Below are 19,754 nucleotides of genomic sequence, written 5' to 3'. Positions count from 1 at the left end.
TTCGTGACATGACTCCGAAGAAGAAGCTTGCCGTGGTCGGCGCCGGCATGGTCGCGCACCGACTCGTCGAGGCGATGGTCGAACGCGGCGCCGACGAGACCTGGGACATCGAGGTCTTCGGCGACGAGACCCGTCCGCCGTACGACCGGGTTGCCCTCACGTCCTTCTTCTCGGACCGCGACCCCGAGGACCTGCTCCTCGGCGACGGCGAGCTCTGGAAGCGACCCGGGGTACGCCTCTACCGCGGCTCGGTCGTCAGCCGGATCGACCGCGAGGCCAAGCAGGTCCACGCCCGCAGCACGACGTTCGACTACGACCGGCTGGTGCTGGCTACCGGCTCATACGCGACGGTCCCTCCGGTGGAGGGCTCCGACCTGCCCGGCTGCTTCGTCTACCGCACGGTCGACGACGTCGCCGAGCTCCGGGCCTGGGTGCTCGAGCGCGAGGCGACGCTCGGCCGCGCGGTCAAGGGCGCCGTCGTCGGTGGCGGACTGCTCGGCCTCGAGGCGGCTGGGGCCCTCACGGCGCTGGGTGCCGACACCACCGTCGTGGAGTTCGCCGACTGGCTCATGCCGTTGCAGGTCGACCGGGCCGGCGGCGGCGCGCTGCGGCGCATCATCGAGCAGCTCGGTGTCTCGGTCCGCACGTCCACCGCGACCTCAAGGCTCCGCGCCGGGCGTGACGGCAAGGTGACCCGGATGCAGTTCGCCGACGGCGACGAGATTCCCGCCGACGTCGTCGTCTTCGCCACCGGCGTGCGCCCGCGCGACGAGCTGGCCCGCGACGCCGGCCTCGCCCTCGGCGAGCGCGGGGGAGTCGTCGCCGACGAGGCGTGCACCACCAGCGACGAGGCGATCTTCGCCATCGGCGAGGTCGCGCACATCGCCGGTCGGGTGTGGGGCCTCGTCGGTCCCGGCTACTCGATGGCCGAGGTCGTCGCGGACCGCCTGCTGGGCGGTGACGCCACGTTCGAGGGGGCCGACCTGTCGACCAAGCTCAAGCTGCTCGGGGTCGACGTCGCGAGCTTCGGGGACGCGTTCGCCGCGACCAACGGCTCGCTCGAGGTCGTGTACGCGGACCCGACCGCCGGCGTCTACAAGAAGCTCGTCATGAGCGACGACGCCCAGACCCTGCTCGGCGGCATGCTCGTCGGGGACGCCAGCGCGTACACGAACCTGCGGCCGATGGTCGGCCGGGCCCTGGGCAGCGACCCGACGGCGTGGCTGCTGCCCGAGGGCATGGAGCCGCCGACCGGCAGCTCGTTGCCGGACGACGCCAACGTCTGCTCGTGCAACAACGTCACCGCCGGCACGGTCCGCGGCGCGGTGACGGACCACCAGTGCACCGACATCGCCGCGGTCAAGGCGTGCACCAAGGCCGGGACGAGCTGTGGCTCGTGCGTCTCGCTGGTCAAGAAGCTCATGGAGACCCAGATGGCCGAGGAGGGCCTCGAGGTCAGCACCGCGCTGTGCGAGCACTTCTCGGTCACGCGGGCGCAGCTCTTCGACATCGTGCGGGTCAGCGAGATCTCGACGTTCAGCGAGCTGATCGCTACGCACGGCACGGGCCACGGCTGCGACATCTGCCGCCCTGTGGTCGCGTCGATCCTGGGGTCGCTCGGCAAGGGCCACGTGCTCGAGGGTGAGAACGCCACGCTGCAGGACACCAACGACCACGTGATGGCCAACCTGCAGAAGGACGGCACCTACTCGGTGGTCCCGCGCATCCCCGGGGGAGAGGTGACGCCCGCCGGGCTCATCGCGATCGGCCAGGTGGCCGCCGACTTCGGGCTCTACACCAAGATCACCGGTGGGCAGCGGATCGACCTGTTCGGCGCCCGCATCGAGCAGCTGCCCGCGATCTGGCGGCAGCTCGTCGATGCCGGCTTCGAGTCCGGGCACGCGTACGGCAAGTCGCTGCGCACCGTGAAGTCGTGCGTGGGCCAGTCGTGGTGCCGCTACGGCGTGCAGGACTCGACGACGCTCGCGATCGACCTCGAGCTGCGCTATCGCGGACTGCGGTCGCCCCACAAGCTCAAGCTGGCGGTCTCGGGCTGCGCCCGCGAGTGCGCCGAGGCCCGCGGCAAGGACGTCGGCATCATCGCGACCGACAAGGGCTGGAACCTGTACGTCGGCGGCAACGGCGGGTTCACACCGCGCCACGCACAGCTCTTCGCCGAGGACCTCACGACCGAGGAGCTCGTGCGGGCAATTGACCGGTTCCTCATGTATTACATCCGCACGGCGGACCGGCTGCAGCGCACCGCTCCGTGGCTCGAGTCGGTCGAGGGCGGGATCGACGCCGTTCGGGCCGTGGTGTTCGACGACAGCCTCGGGATCGTCGCCGATCTCGACGCCGCCATGGCCACGCACGTCGACACGTACGAGGACGAGTGGGCCGCGACGCTCGCCGACGAGGAGAAACTTCTTCGGTTCGCCTCATTCGTTAACGCGCCTGAAACACCCGACCCGGATCTTGTGTACGTCGAGGAACGCGGTCAGCGCCGGCCGGCCGACGACCAGGAGCGTGCCGTGCTGATCGCCGGTGCCACGATTCCGCTACGCGAGGAGGAGGTGACCGCATGACGACGTGGCAGCGGGTGTGCGAGCTCGAGGCGCTGGTGCCGGACCGCGGTGCCGCGGCGCTCGTCGGTGGACACCAGGTCGCGCTGTTCCGGCTGAGCGACTCCGGTGCCGTGCACGCCATTGACCATCTCGACCCGTTCAGCCAGGCCAACGTCATGGCGCGTGGCCTGGTCGGCAGCCGCAAGGACGTGCCGACCGTCGCGTCGCCGATGCACAAGCAGTCATTCGACCTGCGCACCGGGCGGTGCCTCGACGACCCCGAGGTGTCGGTCCAGGTCTGGCCGACCCGCATCGTCGACGGCTGGGTCGAGGTCCGCGTCGACGCGGGGAGCAGGGCGGCGTGACCGCGCTCGGGCCGGTGCTGGCCGGGACCCAGATCCTGGTCACGGCACAACGTCGTGCCGCCGACCTGTCCCTGGCCCTCGGACGTCGCGGTGCGAACGTCACGATCGCCGCTGCCCTCGGGGTGGAGTCTCACATCGACGAGGACACCCTGCTCGCGCAGACGCGGCAGATGATCGCGACCGGCGCCGACATCGTGGTCGTGACGACCGGGATCGGCTTCCGCGGCTGGCTCGACACCGCCGAGGCGGCCGGCATGGGCGACGAGCTGGTCGACGCGCTCCAGTCCGTGCGGCTCATCGCCCGCGGACCCAAGGCCCGCGGGGCGCTGCAGGCCGCCGGCCTGGTGCCCGACTGGGTTGCCGAGTCCGAGACCTCGGCCGAGATCGCCGACTTCCTCGCGACCGAGGGGGTCTCGGGCCTCTCGATCGCCGTCCAGCACCACGGCGCCGGCGACGACGGACTCGAGAGGCGTCTCCGGGCGGCCGGCGGCCGGCCGTTCGGCCTGGTCGTCTATCGCTGGGGCGCACCGCCCGACGCCGCCGCGGTCGAGCGGTCGGTGCGCGACGCGGCCACCGGCTCGTACGACGCCGTGGTCTTCACCTCCGCGCCGGGCGCAGCCGCGTGGCTCGCCGCGGTCGACGAGGCCGGGGTCGCCGACGACCTGCTGCGGCTCGAGAAGGACCGCAGGCTGGTCCTCGCCGCCGTCGGGCCCGTCACGGCCGACCCGCTGCGAGGAGCCGGCTTCGACCCACTGCTACCGGATCGGTTCAGGCTGGGCGCGCTGGTCCGCTCGCTCGTGATGTACCTCGGCGACGCGTCCGACAGCGTCCTGACGCCCGCGGGGCACCTGCGGATCCGTGCGACGGCGGCGACGCTCGACCACGAGACCCTCCCGGTGTCGCCGAGCGGTCTCGCGATCCTGCGCTCCCTCGCGAGCGAGCCGGGCTCCGTACGCTCGCGCGAAGAGCTGCTCGCGGTGCTGCCGGGGGACTCCGACGACCCGCACTCCGCCGAGGTCGCCGTGGCGCGCCTCCGGGAGGCCATCGGTCGGCCGATCGTGCAGACCGTCGTCAAGCGGGGCTATCGGCTCGCCGTCGCGGAGCCCGGGGCATGACGACGACTCTGGTCGCTGCGAGCCACGGCACGAGCGTCCCGGCGGCGCGTGCCTCGATCACGGCGCTCGTCGACGCGGTGCAGGAGGCCTCGCCCCGTCTCGACGTCCGCGAGGCCTTCGTCGACGTGCAGCAGCCACAGGTCGGCCGGGTGCTCCGGGACGTCGCCGGGCCGACCGTCGTCGTGCCGCTGCTGCTGGCCCCGGGCTTCCACGTGCACGTCGACATCCAGCACGCCGTCGACCGGACGACGGCCGTCGCGGCGGGCACCCTCGGCCCGGACCCCCGGCTGACCGACGTCCTGATCGACCGCCTCGCGCAGGCGGGTGCCACGCCTGACGACGTGATCGTCCTGGGCGCCGCCGGGTCGACCGACGCACGGGCCCTGCGCAGCGTCGACGCCGCCGCGCGCATGCTGGGCGCGGCCTGGGGATCGCCGGTGCCTGTCGGGCACGTCGGCGGGTCAGGGACGCCGATCGGCGAGATCGTCCGCGACATGTCGCGAGCGGGCCGCCGGGTGGTGGTCGCGAGCTACCTCATGGCTCCCGGGTTCTTCTTCGACCGGCTCCAGAGGTGCGGAGCCGACGTCGTGACGAGGCCTCTGCTCGACGGGCTCGACGTCGACCCGGCGATGGTCGCACTCGTGCTCGACCGGTTCACCGAGGCTGCTGCGACCCTCGACCATGCCGCCGTGATCGGGGCCGGCGGAATGTGAACCCAGATGTAACCCAACCTCGTCCCTGCGTTAACCGCCGCGAAACAGGTTCCCCAGAGGCTTGAGGTGCTGGTGGGGAAACCCTCGTCAACGATCGAGAGGTGAGGCATGAGCCGCGCTGACACCTCGACATCGCACGGAGGCAGTCCCCGAGCCGCAGATTCGGGAGCCTCCGCCGTTCACGCAACGGCGGAGGCGTACCGGAGCTGGTGGTTCCCTACCGTGGACATCTCGGGTTCCCCGGTCGGCCGGACGAGGGCACCGTGAACCGCACCTTGATCCTGTGCGCTCACGGTGCCGAGAGCCCGAAGGGGCGCCACGCGCTGTCTGGCCTGGTCAACGCGGTGCGGCGCGAGGCCCGCGACCTGGACGTCGTCGATGCCTTCGTCGACGTCCAGGAGCCCGTGGTCGCCGATGTCGTCGCGGAGACATCGGGTCCGCGCTCGCTCGTGCCCCTCATGCTGACGTACGACCGCCCCATCAGCGTCGACATCGTGCAGGCGTCCCACCTGGACCACGCGGTCACGGTGACACCGCCGCTGGGGCCCGACTGGGTGCTCGCCGAGGTCGGCGTGCGGCGGCTGATCGAGGCCGGCGCCCGGTCGCACGACACCATCGTGCTGGCCGCGGGGACCGCGACCGACGACCGCGCCGTCGCCGACGTCGGCAAGGCGGCACGCCTGCTGAGTGCGGTGTGGGGCGGCCGGGTGCATGTCGGGACGCTCGGGGGTCCCGACACGCCCCTCGCCGACGCGGTCGACGTCGCGCGGGCGTACGGGCAGCGCGTCGTGCTGTCGACGTACGCCTTGACGCCCGGCGGGGTCCACGACGACATTGCCGCGGCCGGCGCCGACGTCGTGACCGACCCGTTCCTCGACGGTGGGCCGCCCGACGCGCGGATCGTGAGCCTCGTGCTGGCCCGCGCCCGGTCGCGCGGCGCCTGGACCCCGGTGGGCGGCGACCCCGGCCACCGCCTCGCCCACTCCTGAAGCCCGGGCGGTGGATCCTCCACCGAATGCGAGCTCACAGGGTGGCACATCCACCGCCCGCGGCCGCGCGACCCGCTGGTCCGAGCTGCAGGCGAGCCTGCCGGGAAACCTTCGACCTGTGCTTTACCCTTTGACCATGGCGACCCGAACGTCTTCCCCGCCGCGCAAGCGGCCGTCCGGCAGCCAGGCCCGCAAGAAGCCCGCACAGAAGCGCAAGCCGCAAGCCCGCAAGCCTGCAGCCCGCCGACCCGCGGCGCGACCCAAGGGACCTGGACCGATTGCTGCTGTCTTCACCGCGCTCCTGCGCGGGTCGACGGCCATGTGGCTTGGCATCGCCGGCCTGGTGGGCGCGATAGCCCGCAGCATCGGTCACAGTGCCAAGGACCTCGACCCTGAGCAACGCCGAGACGGCGTCGGCTTCGGCTTCCTCGGCCTCGCGGTCGTTGTGGCCGGGGCCGTCTGGTCCGACATGCCCGGAGCCGTCGGCAACATCGTGCGTGACGCCGCCGCCGGTGCGGTCGGCGTCCTGGCCTGGGCCGTCCCGATCCTGCTCGTCGTGGTCGCGTGGCGCACGCTGCGCCACCCCGACCGCAACGGACCGGCGGGCCGCCAGGCCTTCGGGTGGGCAGCGATCAGCGGCGGCATCCTCGGGCTGGTGCACATCTCCCACGGCGTCCCACGTCCCGGAGACCCCGACCCCGATGCCATGCGCGAGGCCGGAGGAGCGATCGGCTTCGTGTTCTCCGCGATCCCGATGGACCTGCTCAAGAGCGCCTACGTGGTGTCGCCGATCCTGCTCCTGATCGTGGCCTTCGGCCTCCTGATCGTGACCAGCACCCCGGTCTACGCCGTGCCGACCCGCCTGCGCGAGATCCGCGACCAGGCCCTCGGACGTACGCAAGAGGCTGCGCCGGAGGCCGAGCCCAAGAAGCGCAAGCACCCCCGCACCGCCGTCGTCACCGACGACGAGCCGTACGACAACCCGCTCGTCGACGGTCCCGACGAGGACCGTCAGGTCCCGGCACGGGTGTTCGACGTCGAGGACGAGGTCGACGACGAGGACACCGGCCCGGTCGAGCGGCCGCCGATCGAGCCGATCCCCGCGCGCGCCGAGCAGCTCGCGCTGTCCGGTGACGTCGTCTACTCCCTCCCCGACAGCGCCGCGCTGCGTGAGGGCTCGCCGCACAAGGCGCGCTCCAAGGCGTCCGACGAGGTCGTCGAGCGGCTGACGGAGGTCCTCGAGCAGTTCCAGATCGACGCGACCGTGACCGGCTACACGCGTGGCCCCACGGTGACCCGCTACGAGGTCGAGCTCGGCCCCGCGGTCAAGGTCGAGAAGGTCACCGCGCTGTCCAAGAACATCTCGTACGCCGTGGCGTCCAACGAGGTGCGCATCCTGAGCCCGATCCCCGGCAAGTCCGCGATCGGCGTGGAGATCCCCAACGTCGACAAGGAGATGGTGTCGCTCGGCGACGTCCTCCGCTCGGCCAAGGCCCGCAGCGACCACCACCCGATGGTCATCGGCCTCGGCAAGGACGTCGAGGGCGGCTACGTCGTCGCCAACCTCGCCAAGATGCCGCACCTCCTGGTCGCCGGCGCCACGGGCTCGGGCAAGTCGTCGTTCGTCAACTCGATGATCGCGTCGATCCTCATGCGCGCGACGCCCGAGGAGGTGCGGATGATCATGGTCGACCCCAAGCGGGTCGAGCTCACGGCCTACGAGGGCGTGCCGCACCTCATCACACCGATCATCACGAACCCCAAGAAGGCCGCCGAGGCGTTGCAGTGGGTCGTCCGCGAGATGGACATGCGCTACGACGACCTGGCCAACTTCGGCTACCGGCACATCGACGACTTCAACAAGGCCGTCCGGGCCGGCAAGATCCGCCTGCCCGCCGGCAGCGAGCGCGTCCTGGCTCCCTATCCCTACCTGCTGGTGGTGGTGGACGAGCTCGCCGACCTGATGATGGTTGCGCCACGTGACGTCGAGGACTCGATCGTCAGGATCACCCAGCTCGCCCGCGCCGCCGGCATCCATCTCGTGCTGGCCACGCAGCGCCCGTCCGTCGACGTCGTCACCGGCCTGATCAAGGCCAACGTGCCGAGCCGCCTGGCGTTCGCGACGTCCTCGGTGACCGACAGCCGCGTGATCCTCGACCAGCCCGGCGCCGAGAAGCTCGTCGGCCAGGGTGATGGACTGTTCCTGCCGATGGGCGCCAACAAGTCGATGCGCATGCAGGGCGCCTGGATCACCGAGGCCGAGATCCACACGATCGTCGAGCACTGCAAGGCGCAGCTCCAGCCGGTCTACCGCGAGGACGTCACGGCGCCGGCCGCCGCCAAGCGTGAGCTCGACGACGACATCGGCGACGACATGGACCTCGTGCTGCAGGCCATTGAGCTGTGCGTCACGACCCAGTTCGGCTCGACCTCGATGCTGCAGCGCAAGCTGCGGGTCGGCTTCGCCAAGGCCGGGCGTCTCATGGACATCCTCGAGAGCCGCGGCATCGTCGGCCCGAGCGAGGGGTCCAAGGCCCGTGACGTCCTGGTCAAGGCCGACGACCTCGAGCAGGTCCTGGCCAGCATCCAGAACGGCTAGCCCATGCCCGACCCGTTCGAGATCCGCAGGCGCACGAGCCTCTACGTGCTGCTGGCCGTCGCGTGCTTCGCCGTGGCGGCGGGCTATGCCTGGCTGGCGTACGACCGCGGGGAGCCGCTGCTGTGGCTGTTCACCGGGGTGTTCGTGGTGCTCGGCGTCATCCACCTGCTGGGTCTGCGCGACTCCCGCACGCCGCTGTTCGTGGCCGACGACCACGGCGTACGCCTGCGCGGCCGCGAGGGCTGGGTGGGGCTGCTCTGGAGCGAGATGGGCGAGATCCGGGTCGAGCGTCGCATCGGTCTGCGCTTCGACCCGAGGGTCAAGGTCGTCAGTCGTGACGGCACGAAGTTCTACACCTCACCGCTCGGACTTGCGACGAACGTCTCACCCGGTGAGGCCGAGGTCCAGTTGGCGCGACGCCGCTCCGCTGCCGCATACTGAGACGTTGGTTCAAGCCACCGAGAGGGACTCATGGCAGCGGCACAAGAGCCCAGCAACCTGAACATCGCGAACGCGTTGACGGTGCTGCGCATCCTCGGCGTCCCGGTCTTCGGCTGGCTCCTCCTGATCGACGGCGGCCAGTCGGTCGACCACCGCATCGCCGCGTGGATCGCCTTCGTGCTGCTCATGATCACCGACAAGATCGATGGCGACCTGGCCCGCAAGCACAACCTCATCACCAACTTCGGCAAGCTCGCCGACCCGATCGCCGACAAGGCGCTGACCGGCATGGCGTTCGTCGGCATCGCGATCATCCACCCGATCTTCTGGCCTGTCGCGATCATCATCCTGGTTCGTGAGTGGGGCATCACGCTGATGCGGTTCGTCGTCAAGAAGCACGGCGTCATGCCGGCCGGTCAGGGCGGCAAGATCAAGACGACGCTCCAAGCGGTCGCGATCGCCGGCTACCTGCTTCCGTTCGACCTCTGGAATGACGCGCCGGCCGACTGGAAGGACACCCCGAGCGACATCATGATCTGGGTGACCAACATCGTCATGGCGGCGGCGCTCGCGATCACGTTGAGCACGGCTGTCCAGTACGTCCGCGACGCACGCACCCTGCGGCGCGACTCCAAGGCCGCGGCCGGGCAGTGACACCGGCGGCCGCCGTCGTCGATGCCCTGAGGTCGGCGCACGCCACCGTGGCGACGGCCGAGTCCCTCACCGGAGGTCTGGTGTGCGCGTCCCTCGTCAGCGTCAGCGGGGCGTCGGACGTCGTGCGCGGTGGGGTCGTGGCCTACGCCGCCGACGTCAAGACCGCAGTGCTGGGCGTCGATGCCGAGGTCGTCGCCGTGCAGGGGACGGTGGCGGCCGACGTGGCCCTCGCCATGGCCGTCGGCGTGCGCGAACGGCTGGGGGCGACGTACGGACTGGCGACGACGGGCGTCGCCGGACCCGGACCGAGCGAGGGCAAGCCTGCAGGCACGGTGCACATCGCGATCGCCGGCCCTCACGGCAGCTGGTCGAGGCGGCTCGACCTCACGGGAGACCGCGACATGATCCGAAGTCAGACGGTCGATGAGCTGTTGTCGTGGCTGGTCGCTAGGCTGGGGGAAGAATCTCGATCCGATCGGGGTTGAACCACACGTGCCACCCCAGGACGGAGGGACCCGATGACCGCGATGCGTCAGCTCGTCGGTGAGGTGCTCCGCGCCCGGCGCATGTCCCAAGGCCTCACATTGCGTGACGTCTCGGGCAAGGCCCGGGTCAGCCTGGGCTACATCTCCGAGGTCGAGCGCGGCCAGAAGGAAGCCAGCTCCGAGCTGCTCGCAGCCCTCGCAGCCGCCCTCGACGTGCCGCTCTCCAAGGTCCTGCTCGACGTCAGCTCGCTCCTCGAGGTCGAGGAGGCCGCCGAGGCCCAGATCGCGAGCATCTCGTCGATCACGCCCGGTGACGTCTCGGCCTCGGCCGCCTGACCTTGAAGCACAGCGAGTTCTGGCTCCGGATGGAGCAGCAGTTCGGACGCGGCTACGCCCGGGTGTGGGCGCAGAGCCACGTCATGCGCGAGCTCGACGGCCGCACCGCGACCGAGGCCCTCGACGCGGGGGAGAGCCCGAAGACCGTGTGGCGTGCCGTGCACGCCAACCTCCAGCTGCCCGCTTCCGAGCGCTGAGTTCCCTTCACCTAGCGCCTCGACGGGCCGTTCCGCCCGCGATATGTGCGTTCGGACAACTTATTTGGGAACGCTCCCAGAATTTCATTGACTTCTGCCTGTGACGTGGCTCATACTCCCATGGAAGCGCTCCCACCGAGGGAGCCGGAGGAAGGTACGACGTGAATCGCACACAGCGCATCGCCGCCGCCGCGGCCTCAGCCCTCGTGGTGGGCGTGCTCGCCGCCGGCTGCGGAGGATCCGGATCCGACAGCGAGAGCTCGGGCGGGGACGTGACCCTTCGGGTCAACCTCTTCGGCCAGTTCGGCTACAAGGACCTCTACAAGAAGTTCGAGCAGGAAAACCCCGGCGTCAAGGTCGTGGAGACCGCCGAAGGTGACCTCGGCAAGTACAACACCAAGCTGAGCCAGCAGATCGCCGCCAACGCCGCAGCAGGCGACGTCGTCGCGATCGAGGAGGGCCAGACGGTCAACTTCCTGCAGGCCTCCGACAAGTTCGTGAACCTCCAGGACCACGGCTACGGCGAGCTCAAGGACGCCTACCTGCCCTACGTCGCCAACGCGACGACGAGCGCTGACGGCAAGACGACGATCGGTCTCGGCACCGACGTCGGCGGACTCGCGATGTGCTACCGGCGCGACCTGTTCGAGAAGGCCGGCCTGCCGACGGATCGTGAAGAGGTCGCGAAGCTGTGGCCCACGTGGGAGGACTTCATCGCGACGGGTGAGAAGTTCCAGAGCGGGATCAAGGACGACAAGATCCACTTCATCGACGCTGCGACCAACGTCTACAACTCGATCCTGATGCAGGGTGGCGACGAGACGTACTTCGACCGTGACAACGAGCTGGTCGTCGACTCGAACCCCGCCGTCAAGAACGCGTGGGACCTCGCCAACGACATGATCGACGCCGACCTGACCGCCAAGGTGCAGGCCTTCACCAAGGAGTGGAACGCGGGCTTCAAGAACGGATCGTTCGCGACGATCGCGTGCCCGGCGTGGATGACCGGCTACATCAAGGGTCAGGCCGGCGACAGCTTCACGGGCAAGTGGGACATCGCGACCGTGCCCGGCGGCGGCGGCAACTGGGGCGGGTCGTGGCTCGCGGTGCCCAAGTCCAGCAAGAACCAGGAGGAAGCGATCAAGCTGATCAAGTTCCTCGCGAGCGAAGAGGGGCAGCTGGGTGCCTTCGAGGCTGAGGGTCGACTGCCGTCCCTGCCCGCCCTCTACGACACGCCGGAGCTGAAGGACGCCAAGAACCCGTACTTCAACGACGCTCCGATCGGCCAGCTGTTCGTGGCCGGTGCGAAGAACCTGGAGCCGGTCTACCTCGGTGCCAAGAACGTGCCGGTGCGTGACGCGTTCGAGAACGTGCTCCGCAGCGTGGAGAACGGTGATCGCTCGGAGTCGAAGGGCTGGCCCGAAGCGGTGAAGGCTGCCGAGAAGGCCGCCAAGTAGCCGCCGGCCGGTGCCTCGCCTCGGTGAGGCACCGGCTGCGCACGACCAACCCATACGACCCCCAGTCTCCGGTGCCTGCGCCTGTCCTCCAGCGGGCGCAGGCACCGGACCCACCAGGAGAGCTCACTTGAGGATTCGCGATCGGTTCGCCAAGACCGAGGCCCGCGTCGCCCCGTACGCCTTCGTGTCCCCCTTCTTCATCATCTTCGCGATCTTCGGATTGTTCCCGCTGGTCTACACCGCATGGGTCTCGATGCACGACTGGAGCCTGCTGGCAGGCAACCAGGGGTATGTCGGCTTCGCCAACTACCGCGAGCTCATGCAGGACTCGGACTTCTGGCGGGCACTGACCAACACCGTCGGCATCTTCTTGCTGGCCACGATCCCGCAGCTGATCCTGGCGACGGTGCTGGCCCAGGTGCTGAACGCCAGGCTCCGGGCCAAGACCTTCTGGCGCATGGGAGTGCTGCTGCCCAACGTGACGTCGGTCGCGGCCGTGGGCATCATCTTCGGGCTGATCTTCTCCCGCGACTACGGCATCGTGAACTGGGGCCTGGGCCTCGTGGGGGTCGACCCGATCGACTGGCAGGGACACCGCTGGTCGTCCTGGTTCGCCATCTCGGTCATGGTCGACTGGCGGTGGACCGGCTACAACGCCCTGATCCTGCTGGCCTCCCTGCAGTCGGTGCCCAAGGAGCTCTACGAGGCAGCCCGCATCGACGGCGCCTCCGCGTGGCGCCAGTTCTGGTCGATCACCGTGCCGATGCTCCGGCCGACCCTCATCTTCGTCTCGATCGTCGCCACGATCGGCGGCATCCAGCTGTTCACCGAGCCGCTGCTGTTCGGCTCGGGGGTCAACGCGATATCGGGCGGCAACAGCGGTCAGTACCAGACCGTGGCGATGTACCTCGTCCAGCAGGCCTTCACGGGGCAACGCTTCGGGTACGCCTCGACGGTGGCGTGGGTCCTGTTCCTCATCATCGCGGTCTTCGCGGTGATCAACGTGGCGCTGCTGCGCCGGATCAAGTCGGTGGACTGACATGAAGACCAAGAACCCGCTGCTCTACGTGGGCCTGATCGCGACGCTGATCTTCTCGGCGGGCCCCATCTACTTCATGCTCGTGATGGCGTCACGGACCAACAACGAGATCGTGTCGCTGCCGCCGCCGTTCTGGGTCGGCGGCAACCTGTCCTCCAACGTCAACCGGGTGTTCGACAACCCCGACGTGCTGTTCGGCCAGGCCCTGCTCAACAGCCTGATCGTCGCGGTCGTCGCCACGGTGTGCGTCGTGGTCACCTCGTCGCTGGCCGGCTTCGCCTTCGCGAACCTCAAGTTCCGGGGCCGCAACGCGATGCTGCTGTTCGTCATCGGCACGATGATGGTCCCGGTGCAGCTGGGCCTGATTCCGCTCTACATGCTGATGACGAAGCTCGGGCTCAACGGCGGCCTCGAGTCCGTCACGCTCCCGTTCATCGTGGCCGGCTTCGGCGTCTTCATGATGCGGCAGTTCGCCGAGCAGGCGATCCCCGACGAGATGATCGAGGCTGCGCGGGTCGACGGCGCGTCGACGTTCCGCATCTTCTTCAGCATCGTGTTCCCCGCACTCAGGCCCGCGGCCGCCGTGCTCGGCCTCCTGACGTTCATGGAGCGCTGGAACGACTTCCTCTGGCCATTCCTCACGCTCGACGCCGAGCACCCTACCGTCCAGGTGGCGCTGTCCCGGCTCTCGAGCGGCTACTACTCCGACCAGTCGCTCATCATGGCCGGCACCCTCATCGGCACCCTGCCGCTGGTCGTGGTCTTCATCGTGTTCGGTCGCCAGATCATCGGCGGCATCATGGAAGGTGGACTCAAGGCATGACGCTCGACATCTCGGCATTTCCCGCCGACTTCCTGTGGGGTGCGGCGACCTCGTCGTACCAGATCGAGGGAGCGGTCGAAGAGGACGGGCGTACGCCCTCCATCTGGGACACGTTCGCAGCGACCCCCGGGCGGGTCGACAAGGGCGACACCGGCGCCGTCGCGGTGGACCACTACCACCGCTGGTCGGAGGACGTGGACCTGATGGCCGACCTCGGCCTCAATGCGTACCGGTTCTCGGTCGCGTGGCCGCGGGTCCAGCCCGACGGCGTCGGCTCCGGCAACGCCCCCGGCATCGCGTTCTACGACCGGCTCGTCGACAGGCTGCTCGCCAAGGGCATCACGCCGTGGACGACGCTCTACCACTGGGACCTCCCGGAAGCGCTCGAGCAGGCCGGTGGCTGGCCCGTGCGCGACACCGCTGAGCGGTTCGCCGACTACACCGCGATCATCGCCGAGGCGATCGGCGACCGGGTCAAGCACTGGATCACCCTCAACGAGCCCTGGTGCGCTGCGTTCCTCGGCTACGCCAGCGGGATCCACGCCCCAGGCCGTACGGATCTCGCCGAGGCCGTCGCCGCGTCCCACCACCTCCTGCTCGGGCACGGGCTCGCGGTGCAGCGGCTCCGTGAGATCGTGCCGGACGCCGAGATCGGCTGCACCGTCAACCTCTACCCGGTCAGCCCGCTCGACGACTCGGGCCGGCACGACGACGCCGTGCGCCGCATCGACGGACTCATGAACCGCTGGTTCTTGGACCCGCTGCTCAAGGGCAGCTATCCCAAGGACGTCCTGCACGACATGTCGGCCGTCACCGACGCCGCGTTCATCCTCGACGGCGACACCGAGCTCATCGCGCAGCCGCTCGACTTCCTGGGCGTCAACTACTACACCCGTCACGTGGTGGGTGCCGGGCTGTGGCCCGGCAGCGCGGACGTCCGGTTCAACCTCGACAACGGGCTGGAGACGACCGACACCGGCTGGGACATCGACCCGCAGGGCCTCGTCGACATCCTCAGCCAGGTGCAGCGCGACTACCCGGCGATCCCGGTCTACCTGACCGAGAACGGCGCGGCGTTCGACGACGTCGCGGTCGACGGGGTCGTGCACGACGCCGACCGGATCGACTTCCTCGAGAGCCACCTCGCCTCGCTGGCCACGATGCGCGAGCAGGGCATGGACGTCCGCGGCTACTTCGCGTGGTCGCTGCTGGACAACTACGAGTGGTCGGAGGGGTACGCCAAACGGTTCGGCATCGTCCACGTCGACTACGAGACGCAGAAGCGCACGCCCAAGGACAGCGCGCACTGGTATGCCGACCTCATCAGGCGCCACCGAGCCGCGATACTGGGGACATGAGCCTCGACACCAGTGGGGGACAGCCCACGCTCGAGCAGGTCGCGGCCCGGGCCGGGGTCGGGCGTGGCACGGCGTCGCGCGTGATCAACGGCTCGCCGCAGGTCAGCGAGCGGACCCGCGCGATGGTCATGAAGGCCGTGGAGGAGCTCGGCTACGTCCCCAACCAGGCCGCGCGCACGCTGGTCACCCGGCGCACGGGCACCGTCGCGCTGGTCATCGCCGAGTCCGAGGAGCGCATCTTCGGTGAGCCGTTCTTCGCAGGCGTCGTCCGGGGGATCTCCGCGGCGCTCAACGAGGCGTCGCGCCAGCTCGTGCTGTCGTTGGTGCACAGCAACGACCAGGCGCAGCGTCTCGGTGGCTACCTCACCCGGCAGCACGTCGACGGCGTGCTGCTGCTCTCGCTGCACGACGACGAGGCCTTCCCGGTCGACCTCGACGCGCGGCGCCTGCCGGTCGTGCTGGGTGGCCGCTCGGCGCACTGGTCGGGCTCGTTCGTCGACGTCGACAACGTCGACGGTGCCCGCCAGGCTGTGGCGCACCTGGTCGAGACCGGCCGACGTACGATCGCCACGATCTCCGGGCCGCGGGCGATGGCGTCGGGCCGCGACCGGCTCGAGGGCTATGCCGCGGCGTTGCGTGACGCGGGGATCCCGTACGACGAGGACCTCGTCGTCGAAGGCAGCTTCAGCGAGGTCAGCGGCCGGACCGGCATGGACGAGCTGCTCGCGCGTCGTCCCGACATCGACGGGGTGTTTGCCGCCAGCGACCTGATGGCGATGGGCGCGATCCGGTCGTTGCGCGCTCATGATCGCCGGGTGCCCGAGGACGTGGGCGTCATCGGGTTCGACGGCACCAAGGCGTCCGAGACGACCGAGCCACCGTTGTCCACGGTCCGCCAGCCGCTCGTCGAGCTCGGTCGCGCCATGGCCGAGATGCTGCTGAGACACATCGACGACTCCGACGAGACGGTCGAGGCCGAGATCCTCCCGATCGAGCTGATCGTGCGCGAGAGCACGGTCGAAGGCCTGCCGCCGACCGTGCCCAGCGAGAGCTGCGTCTAGCGCGACACGCGGCGTGTCGCTGGCTGCCATCGAACAGACGTTCGGGTAGGCTCGTGCACAGGTTGGACGTGCGAAGGACGACATCCACAGACGGGTCGACGAGGCCCACATATGTCTGAGGGTCCTTCTAACGTCGTCGATGACCCGCCGCCCACGAGCAGAAACGGAAGCCACCATGGCACAGCCCAACAGTTCCCTCGCCACCGCCAAGGACCGTGACAAGTCCCTCGAGAACGCAATGGCCCAGATCGACCGTGCCCATGGCAAGGGTGCCGTCATGCGACTGGGTGACCAGGCCCGTGCCCCGATCGAGGTCATCCCCACCGGCGCCACGACGCTCGACATCGCGCTGGGCATCGGCGGACTGCCCCGCGGCCGCGTCGTCGAGATCTACGGCCCGGAGTCCTCGGGCAAGACGACGGTCGCGCTGCACGCGGTGGCCAACGCCCAGAAGGCCGGCGGGGTCGCTGCCTTCATCGATGCCGAGCACGCGCTCGATCCCGACTACGCCAAGAAGCTCGGCGTCGACACCGACGCGCTCCTGATCTCGCAGCCCGACAGCGGTGAGCAGGCGCTCGAGATCGCCGACATGCTGATCCGCTCCGGCGCGCTCGACATCATCGTGATCGACTCGGTGGCAGCGCTCGTGCCCCGGGCCGAGATCGACGGCGAGATGGGTGACAGCCACGTGGGCCTGCAGGCGCGGCTCATGAGCCAGGCCCTCCGCAAGATGACCGGTGCGATCAACGGCTCGGGCACGACCGCGATCTTCATCAACCAGCTCCGCGAGAAGATCGGCGTCATGTTCGGCTCGCCCGAGACCACGACCGGCGGCAAGGCGCTCAAGTTCTACGCCTCGGTCCGCATGGACGTCCGGCGCATCGAGACGCTCAAGGACGGCACCGACATGGTCGGCAACCGCACCCGCATCAAGGTCGTCAAGAACAAGCTCGCCCCGCCGTTCAAGCAGGCCGAGTTCGACATCATGTACGGCCAGGGCATCAGCCGCGAGGGCAGCCTGATCGACGTCGGTGTCGAGGCCGGCTTCGTCCGCAAGGCCGGCGCCTGGTTCACCTACGAGGGTGACCAGCTCGGTCAGGGCAAGGAGAAGGCGCGCCAGTTCCTGCGCGACAACCCTGACCTCGCCGAAGAGCTCGAGAAGCGGATCATGGAGCACCACGGGATCGGGGCCCAAGCCGACAAGCCTGCGCTCGAGGTCGTCGAGGAGCCCCCGACCGACATCGAGTTCTGAGCCTGCGTCGACGGATTCACGGCCATGCCCAAGCGGACTCCGGTCGAGGACATGACTTCCGAGGAGCTCATGAGCTTCGCCAAGGAGATCGTCGTGCGCAAGCTCAGCGAGCGGGCGCACAGCCGAAGCGACCTCGCTCAGGCACTTGCCAGGAAGCAGGTGCCTGAGGGGGTCGTCGACGCGACCCTCGCCAAGTTCGAGACGGCCGGGCTGATCGACGACGAGGAGTTCGCCCGCTCCTGGGTCCAAGCGCGCCAACGTGGCAAAGGGCTGTCGTCTCGCGCTCTGGCGATGGAGCTGCGGCGCAAGGGCGTCGACGACGAGATCTCCAAGGAGGTCCTGGCCGAGATCGACCCCGATGCCGAGGTGCAGGCGGCGCACCGTCTCGTGCAGACCAAGCTCAGGTCGATGTCACGCTTCGACGACACGACCAAGATCCGCAGGCTCACCGGCATGCTGGCGCGCAAGGGCTACTCACCCCAGCTGGCGTTCGAGGTCGTACGGCAGGAGCTCGGTGCCGAGGCGCAGGCCCTCGACAGCATGTGACCTGGTTTCTTCGCTCTGACCGCACGGCGCCACGCACCCTGTTTGCGTGAGCCGTCAGAGCGTGCGGCGCAGCTTTTCCACGATCTCGACCTCGGCGTCGTAGTAGGCCAGGCCCCAGTCGGCGACGCGGGCGGGATAGGCGAGCGCCTCGTCGTCGCCGAGCATCTCCCGCACGGCCTCGAGCTCCTTGCGGCGCTCCGCGACGGCGTCGACGTAGACGTCGAGCATCGAGACGACCTCGCCCGGCCCCATGAGGCTGCCCAGCATGAGGCGCAGCGCGATCGGGTGCTTGAGGATCGGGAACTCGTGCTCGGACGTGTGCAGCCAGGCCTCCAGCGACTCGCGCCCTTCGGCGGTGATGCGGAACCGTCTGGTGGTGCGCTTGCCCGTGGTGTCGTCGACGCCATCGACGTAGCCGTTGCGGCTGAGACGGTCGAGCTCGGTGTAGATCTGGCTCATCGCGGGGGACACCCAGTAGAACCGCAGCGTGCGGTCGGCACGCTGCTTGATCTCGTATCCGGTCAGGCCCACGTCCGAGCTCTCGCCGCCGAACACGAGAAGGCTCAGGAGGGCGTATGACGTCGTTGACAGGCTGCTGGTCACAGATCTAGCGTACTGTTCCAATTAGGAATACGTCTGGAGGCGGAGCGAGATGTCCGACACGGTCCTGTTGGCAGGAACACGCAAAGGGCTCTTCATCGGCCGCTCCGACGCCGAACGCGCATCGTGGACGTGGGACAAGCCGCTGTTCCCGATGGAGGAGGTCTACTCCGCCGCGATCGACACCCGGGGTGGGGCGACGCGGCTGCTGGCCGGGGCCACGAGCCCGCACTGGGGCCCGCAGGTGTTCCGCTCGGACGACCTCGGTCGCACGTGGGAGGAGACCAAGGGCGGCGCTGTCCGATTTCCGGAGGACACCGGCGCGGCGCTCGAGCGCGTGTGGCAGCTGCGGCCCGCGCCCGACGGCCAGGACGACGTCGTCTATGCCGGCACCGAGCCCTCGGCACTGTTCCGCTCGACCGACCGCGGCGAGACCTTCGAGATCGTCCGCTCCCTGTGGGACCACCCGCACCGGCCCAACTGGCAGCCCGGCGGCGGAGGGCAGGCGATCCACACGGTGCTGCCGCACCCGTCCGATGCCGACATCGTGACCGTCGCGATGTCGACCGGCGGCGTCTACCGCACCGAGGACTCGGGGGAGACCTGGACGCCCTACAACCGCGGCATCGGCGCCGAGTTCATCCCGGGGGAGACGCCCGAGTACGGACAGTGCGTCCACAAGGTCGCGATCGACGCCGGCGACCCTGACCGGATGTACGCGCAGAACCACGGCGGCGTGTTCCGCTCGGACGATGCGGGACGGTCCTGGCAGTCCATCGCAGAGGGACTGCCGGCCGACTTCGGCTTCCCGATCGTCGCCCATCCGCACCGGCCCGGCACGGTCTTCGTGTTCCCGCTCGTCGCCGACATCGAGCGCTTCCCGCCGTCGGGCAAGCCAGCGGTGTGGCGCTCCGACGACGCGGGCGAGACCTGGCACGAGACCGGTCCAGGCCTTCCGGCCGAGGCGCACACCGCCGTGCTGCGCGACGCCTTCGTCTCCGACCAGGCCGACCCTCTGGGGCTCTACCTCGGCACCAGACACGGCGCGATCTGGGCCAGCAACGACGAGGGCGGCACCTGGGCGGAGATCCGCAGCAACCTGCCCGACGTGCTGTGCGTGCGCGCGGCGGTGATCTGACGTTACTCACTGGTAACCTCAG

At 69.4% G+C, this 19,754-nt stretch carries 20 protein-coding genes; 19 read left to right on the top strand and 1 reads right to left on the bottom strand.

The genetic code is table 11. The annotated features are described in order from the left end of the window. Positions 1 to 8 precede the first annotated feature (8 nt). The 18 genes from nirB to AB0N22_RS06510 all read left to right on the top strand — a co-directional run bounded on the left by nirB (position 9) and on the right by AB0N22_RS06510 (position 17,994). Entirely contained in the window at positions 9 to 2,585 is a 2,577-nt protein-coding gene (gene nirB / locus AB0N22_RS06595) for a nitrite reductase large subunit NirB (protein ID WP_364637371.1), read from the top strand. Then, on the top strand, positions 2,582 to 2,929 hold the full coding sequence (gene nirD / locus AB0N22_RS06590) for a nitrite reductase small subunit NirD (protein WP_364637369.1): 348 nt from the start codon (positions 2,582 to 2,584) through the stop codon (positions 2,927 to 2,929). The genes nirB and nirD overlap by 4 nt, the downstream gene beginning before the upstream one ends. Continuing rightward, positions 2,926 to 4,044, top strand: coding sequence for a uroporphyrinogen-III synthase (locus AB0N22_RS06585; protein ID WP_364637367.1), 1,119 nt, complete (start codon positions 2,926 to 2,928; stop codon positions 4,042 to 4,044). The genes nirD and AB0N22_RS06585 overlap by 4 nt, the downstream gene beginning before the upstream one ends. Beyond that, positions 4,041 to 4,757 carry a CbiX/SirB N-terminal domain-containing protein gene (locus AB0N22_RS06580; RefSeq protein ID WP_364637365.1) on the top strand — a complete coding sequence of 239 codons (717 nt, stop codon included), beginning with the start codon at positions 4,041 to 4,043 and terminating at the stop codon, positions 4,755 to 4,757. Before AB0N22_RS06585 ends, AB0N22_RS06580 begins: the two co-directional genes overlap by 4 nt. A 263-nt stretch (positions 4,758 to 5,020) precedes the next feature. After that, positions 5,021 to 5,746, top strand: coding sequence for a hypothetical protein (locus AB0N22_RS06575; RefSeq protein ID WP_364637363.1), 726 nt, complete (start codon positions 5,021 to 5,023; stop codon positions 5,744 to 5,746). 136 nt (positions 5,747 to 5,882) lie between these two features. Next, positions 5,883 to 8,345: a DNA translocase FtsK gene (locus tag AB0N22_RS06570; RefSeq protein ID WP_364637361.1), complete on the top strand. Its 2,463-nt coding sequence runs from the start codon at positions 5,883 to 5,885 to the stop codon at positions 8,343 to 8,345. A 3-nt stretch (positions 8,346 to 8,348) separates the two neighbouring features. After that, complete coding sequence (locus AB0N22_RS06565) at positions 8,349 to 8,786, top strand: hypothetical protein (protein WP_364637359.1); 438 nt, start codon at positions 8,349 to 8,351, stop codon at positions 8,784 to 8,786. A 30-nt stretch (positions 8,787 to 8,816) separates the two neighbouring features. Then, complete coding sequence (gene pgsA, locus AB0N22_RS06560) at positions 8,817 to 9,440, top strand: CDP-diacylglycerol--glycerol-3-phosphate 3-phosphatidyltransferase (protein WP_364637357.1); 624 nt, start codon at positions 8,817 to 8,819, stop codon at positions 9,438 to 9,440. Then, positions 9,437 to 9,925 (top strand): CinA family protein, encoded by a 489-nt coding sequence (locus AB0N22_RS06555; protein WP_364637355.1) that lies wholly within the window; start codon positions 9,437 to 9,439, stop codon positions 9,923 to 9,925. The genes pgsA and AB0N22_RS06555 overlap by 4 nt, the downstream gene beginning before the upstream one ends. 33 nt (positions 9,926 to 9,958) lie before the next feature. After that, a complete protein-coding gene (locus AB0N22_RS06550) occupies positions 9,959 to 10,261 on the top strand; it encodes a helix-turn-helix transcriptional regulator (protein ID WP_364637353.1) in 303 nt (100 codons plus the stop codon). A 2-nt stretch (positions 10,262 to 10,263) separates the two neighbouring features. Further along, entirely contained in the window at positions 10,264 to 10,458 is a 195-nt protein-coding gene (locus tag AB0N22_RS06545) for a DUF3046 domain-containing protein (RefSeq protein WP_364637351.1), read from the top strand. A 161-nt stretch (positions 10,459 to 10,619) separates the two neighbouring features. After that, positions 10,620 to 11,915: an extracellular solute-binding protein gene (locus tag AB0N22_RS06540; protein WP_364637349.1), complete on the top strand. Its 1,296-nt coding sequence runs from the start codon at positions 10,620 to 10,622 to the stop codon at positions 11,913 to 11,915. Between the two features lie 127 nt (positions 11,916 to 12,042). Further along, positions 12,043 to 12,954, top strand: a complete 912-nt coding sequence (locus AB0N22_RS06535) for a sugar ABC transporter permease (RefSeq protein ID WP_364637347.1) — start codon at positions 12,043 to 12,045, stop codon at positions 12,952 to 12,954. Position 12,955: 1 nt separating this feature from the next. Then, positions 12,956 to 13,777: a carbohydrate ABC transporter permease gene (locus AB0N22_RS06530; RefSeq protein WP_364637345.1), complete on the top strand. Its 822-nt coding sequence runs from the start codon at positions 12,956 to 12,958 to the stop codon at positions 13,775 to 13,777. Continuing rightward, positions 13,774 to 15,135, top strand: a complete 1,362-nt coding sequence (locus AB0N22_RS06525; RefSeq protein WP_364637343.1) for a GH1 family beta-glucosidase — start codon at positions 13,774 to 13,776, stop codon at positions 15,133 to 15,135. Before AB0N22_RS06530 ends, AB0N22_RS06525 begins: the two co-directional genes overlap by 4 nt. Then, positions 15,132 to 16,196 (top strand): LacI family DNA-binding transcriptional regulator, encoded by a 1,065-nt coding sequence (locus AB0N22_RS06520; RefSeq protein WP_364637341.1) that lies wholly within the window; start codon positions 15,132 to 15,134, stop codon positions 16,194 to 16,196. Before AB0N22_RS06525 ends, AB0N22_RS06520 begins: the two co-directional genes overlap by 4 nt. A 175-nt stretch (positions 16,197 to 16,371) precedes the next feature. Beyond that, positions 16,372 to 17,448, top strand: a complete 1,077-nt coding sequence (gene recA / locus AB0N22_RS06515; protein WP_364637339.1) for a recombinase RecA — start codon at positions 16,372 to 16,374, stop codon at positions 17,446 to 17,448. 24 nt (positions 17,449 to 17,472) lie between these two features. Next, positions 17,473 to 17,994 (top strand): regulatory protein RecX, encoded by a 522-nt coding sequence (locus AB0N22_RS06510; RefSeq protein WP_364637337.1) that lies wholly within the window; start codon positions 17,473 to 17,475, stop codon positions 17,992 to 17,994. 54 nt (positions 17,995 to 18,048) lie between these two features. Here the strand turns inward: AB0N22_RS06510 and AB0N22_RS06505 are convergent, their stop codons facing one another. Then, entirely contained in the window at positions 18,049 to 18,597 is a 549-nt protein-coding gene (locus AB0N22_RS06505) for a PadR family transcriptional regulator (protein ID WP_364637335.1), read from the bottom strand. 49 nt (positions 18,598 to 18,646) lie between these two features. Here AB0N22_RS06505 and AB0N22_RS06500 point away from each other — a divergent pair, with 49 nt between their 5' ends. Next, positions 18,647 to 19,732 (top strand): exo-alpha-sialidase, encoded by a 1,086-nt coding sequence (locus AB0N22_RS06500; RefSeq protein WP_364637333.1) that lies wholly within the window; start codon positions 18,647 to 18,649, stop codon positions 19,730 to 19,732. Positions 19,733 to 19,754: the final 22 nt, after the last annotated feature.

Origin of the sequence: Aeromicrobium sp. NPDC092404, assembly GCF_040684095.1 — a bacterium.
Classification (GTDB): domain Bacteria; phylum Actinomycetota; class Actinomycetes; order Propionibacteriales; family Nocardioidaceae; genus Aeromicrobium.
Note: the sequence above shows the minus strand (reverse complement) of the source record. Positions and strands in the feature narration are given on the sequence as shown.

What these genes read in the sequence shown, in the direction of transcription:
- nirB (WP_364637371.1), top strand. Translation starts at nt 9, where the DNA reads ATGACTCCGAAGAAGAAGCTTGCCGTGGTCGGCGCCGGCATGGTCGCG.
- nirD (WP_364637369.1), top strand. Translation starts at nt 2,582, where the DNA reads ATGACGACGTGGCAGCGGGTGTGCGAGCTCGAGGCGCTGGTGCCGGAC.
- AB0N22_RS06580 (WP_364637365.1), top strand. Translation starts at nt 4,041, where the DNA reads ATGACGACGACTCTGGTCGCTGCGAGCCACGGCACGAGCGTCCCGGCG.
- AB0N22_RS06570 (WP_364637361.1), top strand. Translation starts at nt 5,883, where the DNA reads ATGGCGACCCGAACGTCTTCCCCGCCGCGCAAGCGGCCGTCCGGCAGC.
- AB0N22_RS06565 (WP_364637359.1), top strand. Translation starts at nt 8,349, where the DNA reads ATGCCCGACCCGTTCGAGATCCGCAGGCGCACGAGCCTCTACGTGCTG.
- pgsA (WP_364637357.1), top strand. Translation starts at nt 8,817, where the DNA reads ATGGCAGCGGCACAAGAGCCCAGCAACCTGAACATCGCGAACGCGTTG.
- AB0N22_RS06550 (WP_364637353.1), top strand. Translation starts at nt 9,959, where the DNA reads ATGACCGCGATGCGTCAGCTCGTCGGTGAGGTGCTCCGCGCCCGGCGC.
- AB0N22_RS06530 (WP_364637345.1), top strand. Translation starts at nt 12,956, where the DNA reads ATGAAGACCAAGAACCCGCTGCTCTACGTGGGCCTGATCGCGACGCTG.
- AB0N22_RS06525 (WP_364637343.1), top strand. Translation starts at nt 13,774, where the DNA reads ATGACGCTCGACATCTCGGCATTTCCCGCCGACTTCCTGTGGGGTGCG.
- AB0N22_RS06520 (WP_364637341.1), top strand. Translation starts at nt 15,132, where the DNA reads ATGAGCCTCGACACCAGTGGGGGACAGCCCACGCTCGAGCAGGTCGCG.
- recA (WP_364637339.1), top strand. Translation starts at nt 16,372, where the DNA reads ATGGCACAGCCCAACAGTTCCCTCGCCACCGCCAAGGACCGTGACAAG.
- AB0N22_RS06510 (WP_364637337.1), top strand. Translation starts at nt 17,473, where the DNA reads ATGCCCAAGCGGACTCCGGTCGAGGACATGACTTCCGAGGAGCTCATG.
- AB0N22_RS06500 (WP_364637333.1), top strand. Translation starts at nt 18,647, where the DNA reads ATGTCCGACACGGTCCTGTTGGCAGGAACACGCAAAGGGCTCTTCATC.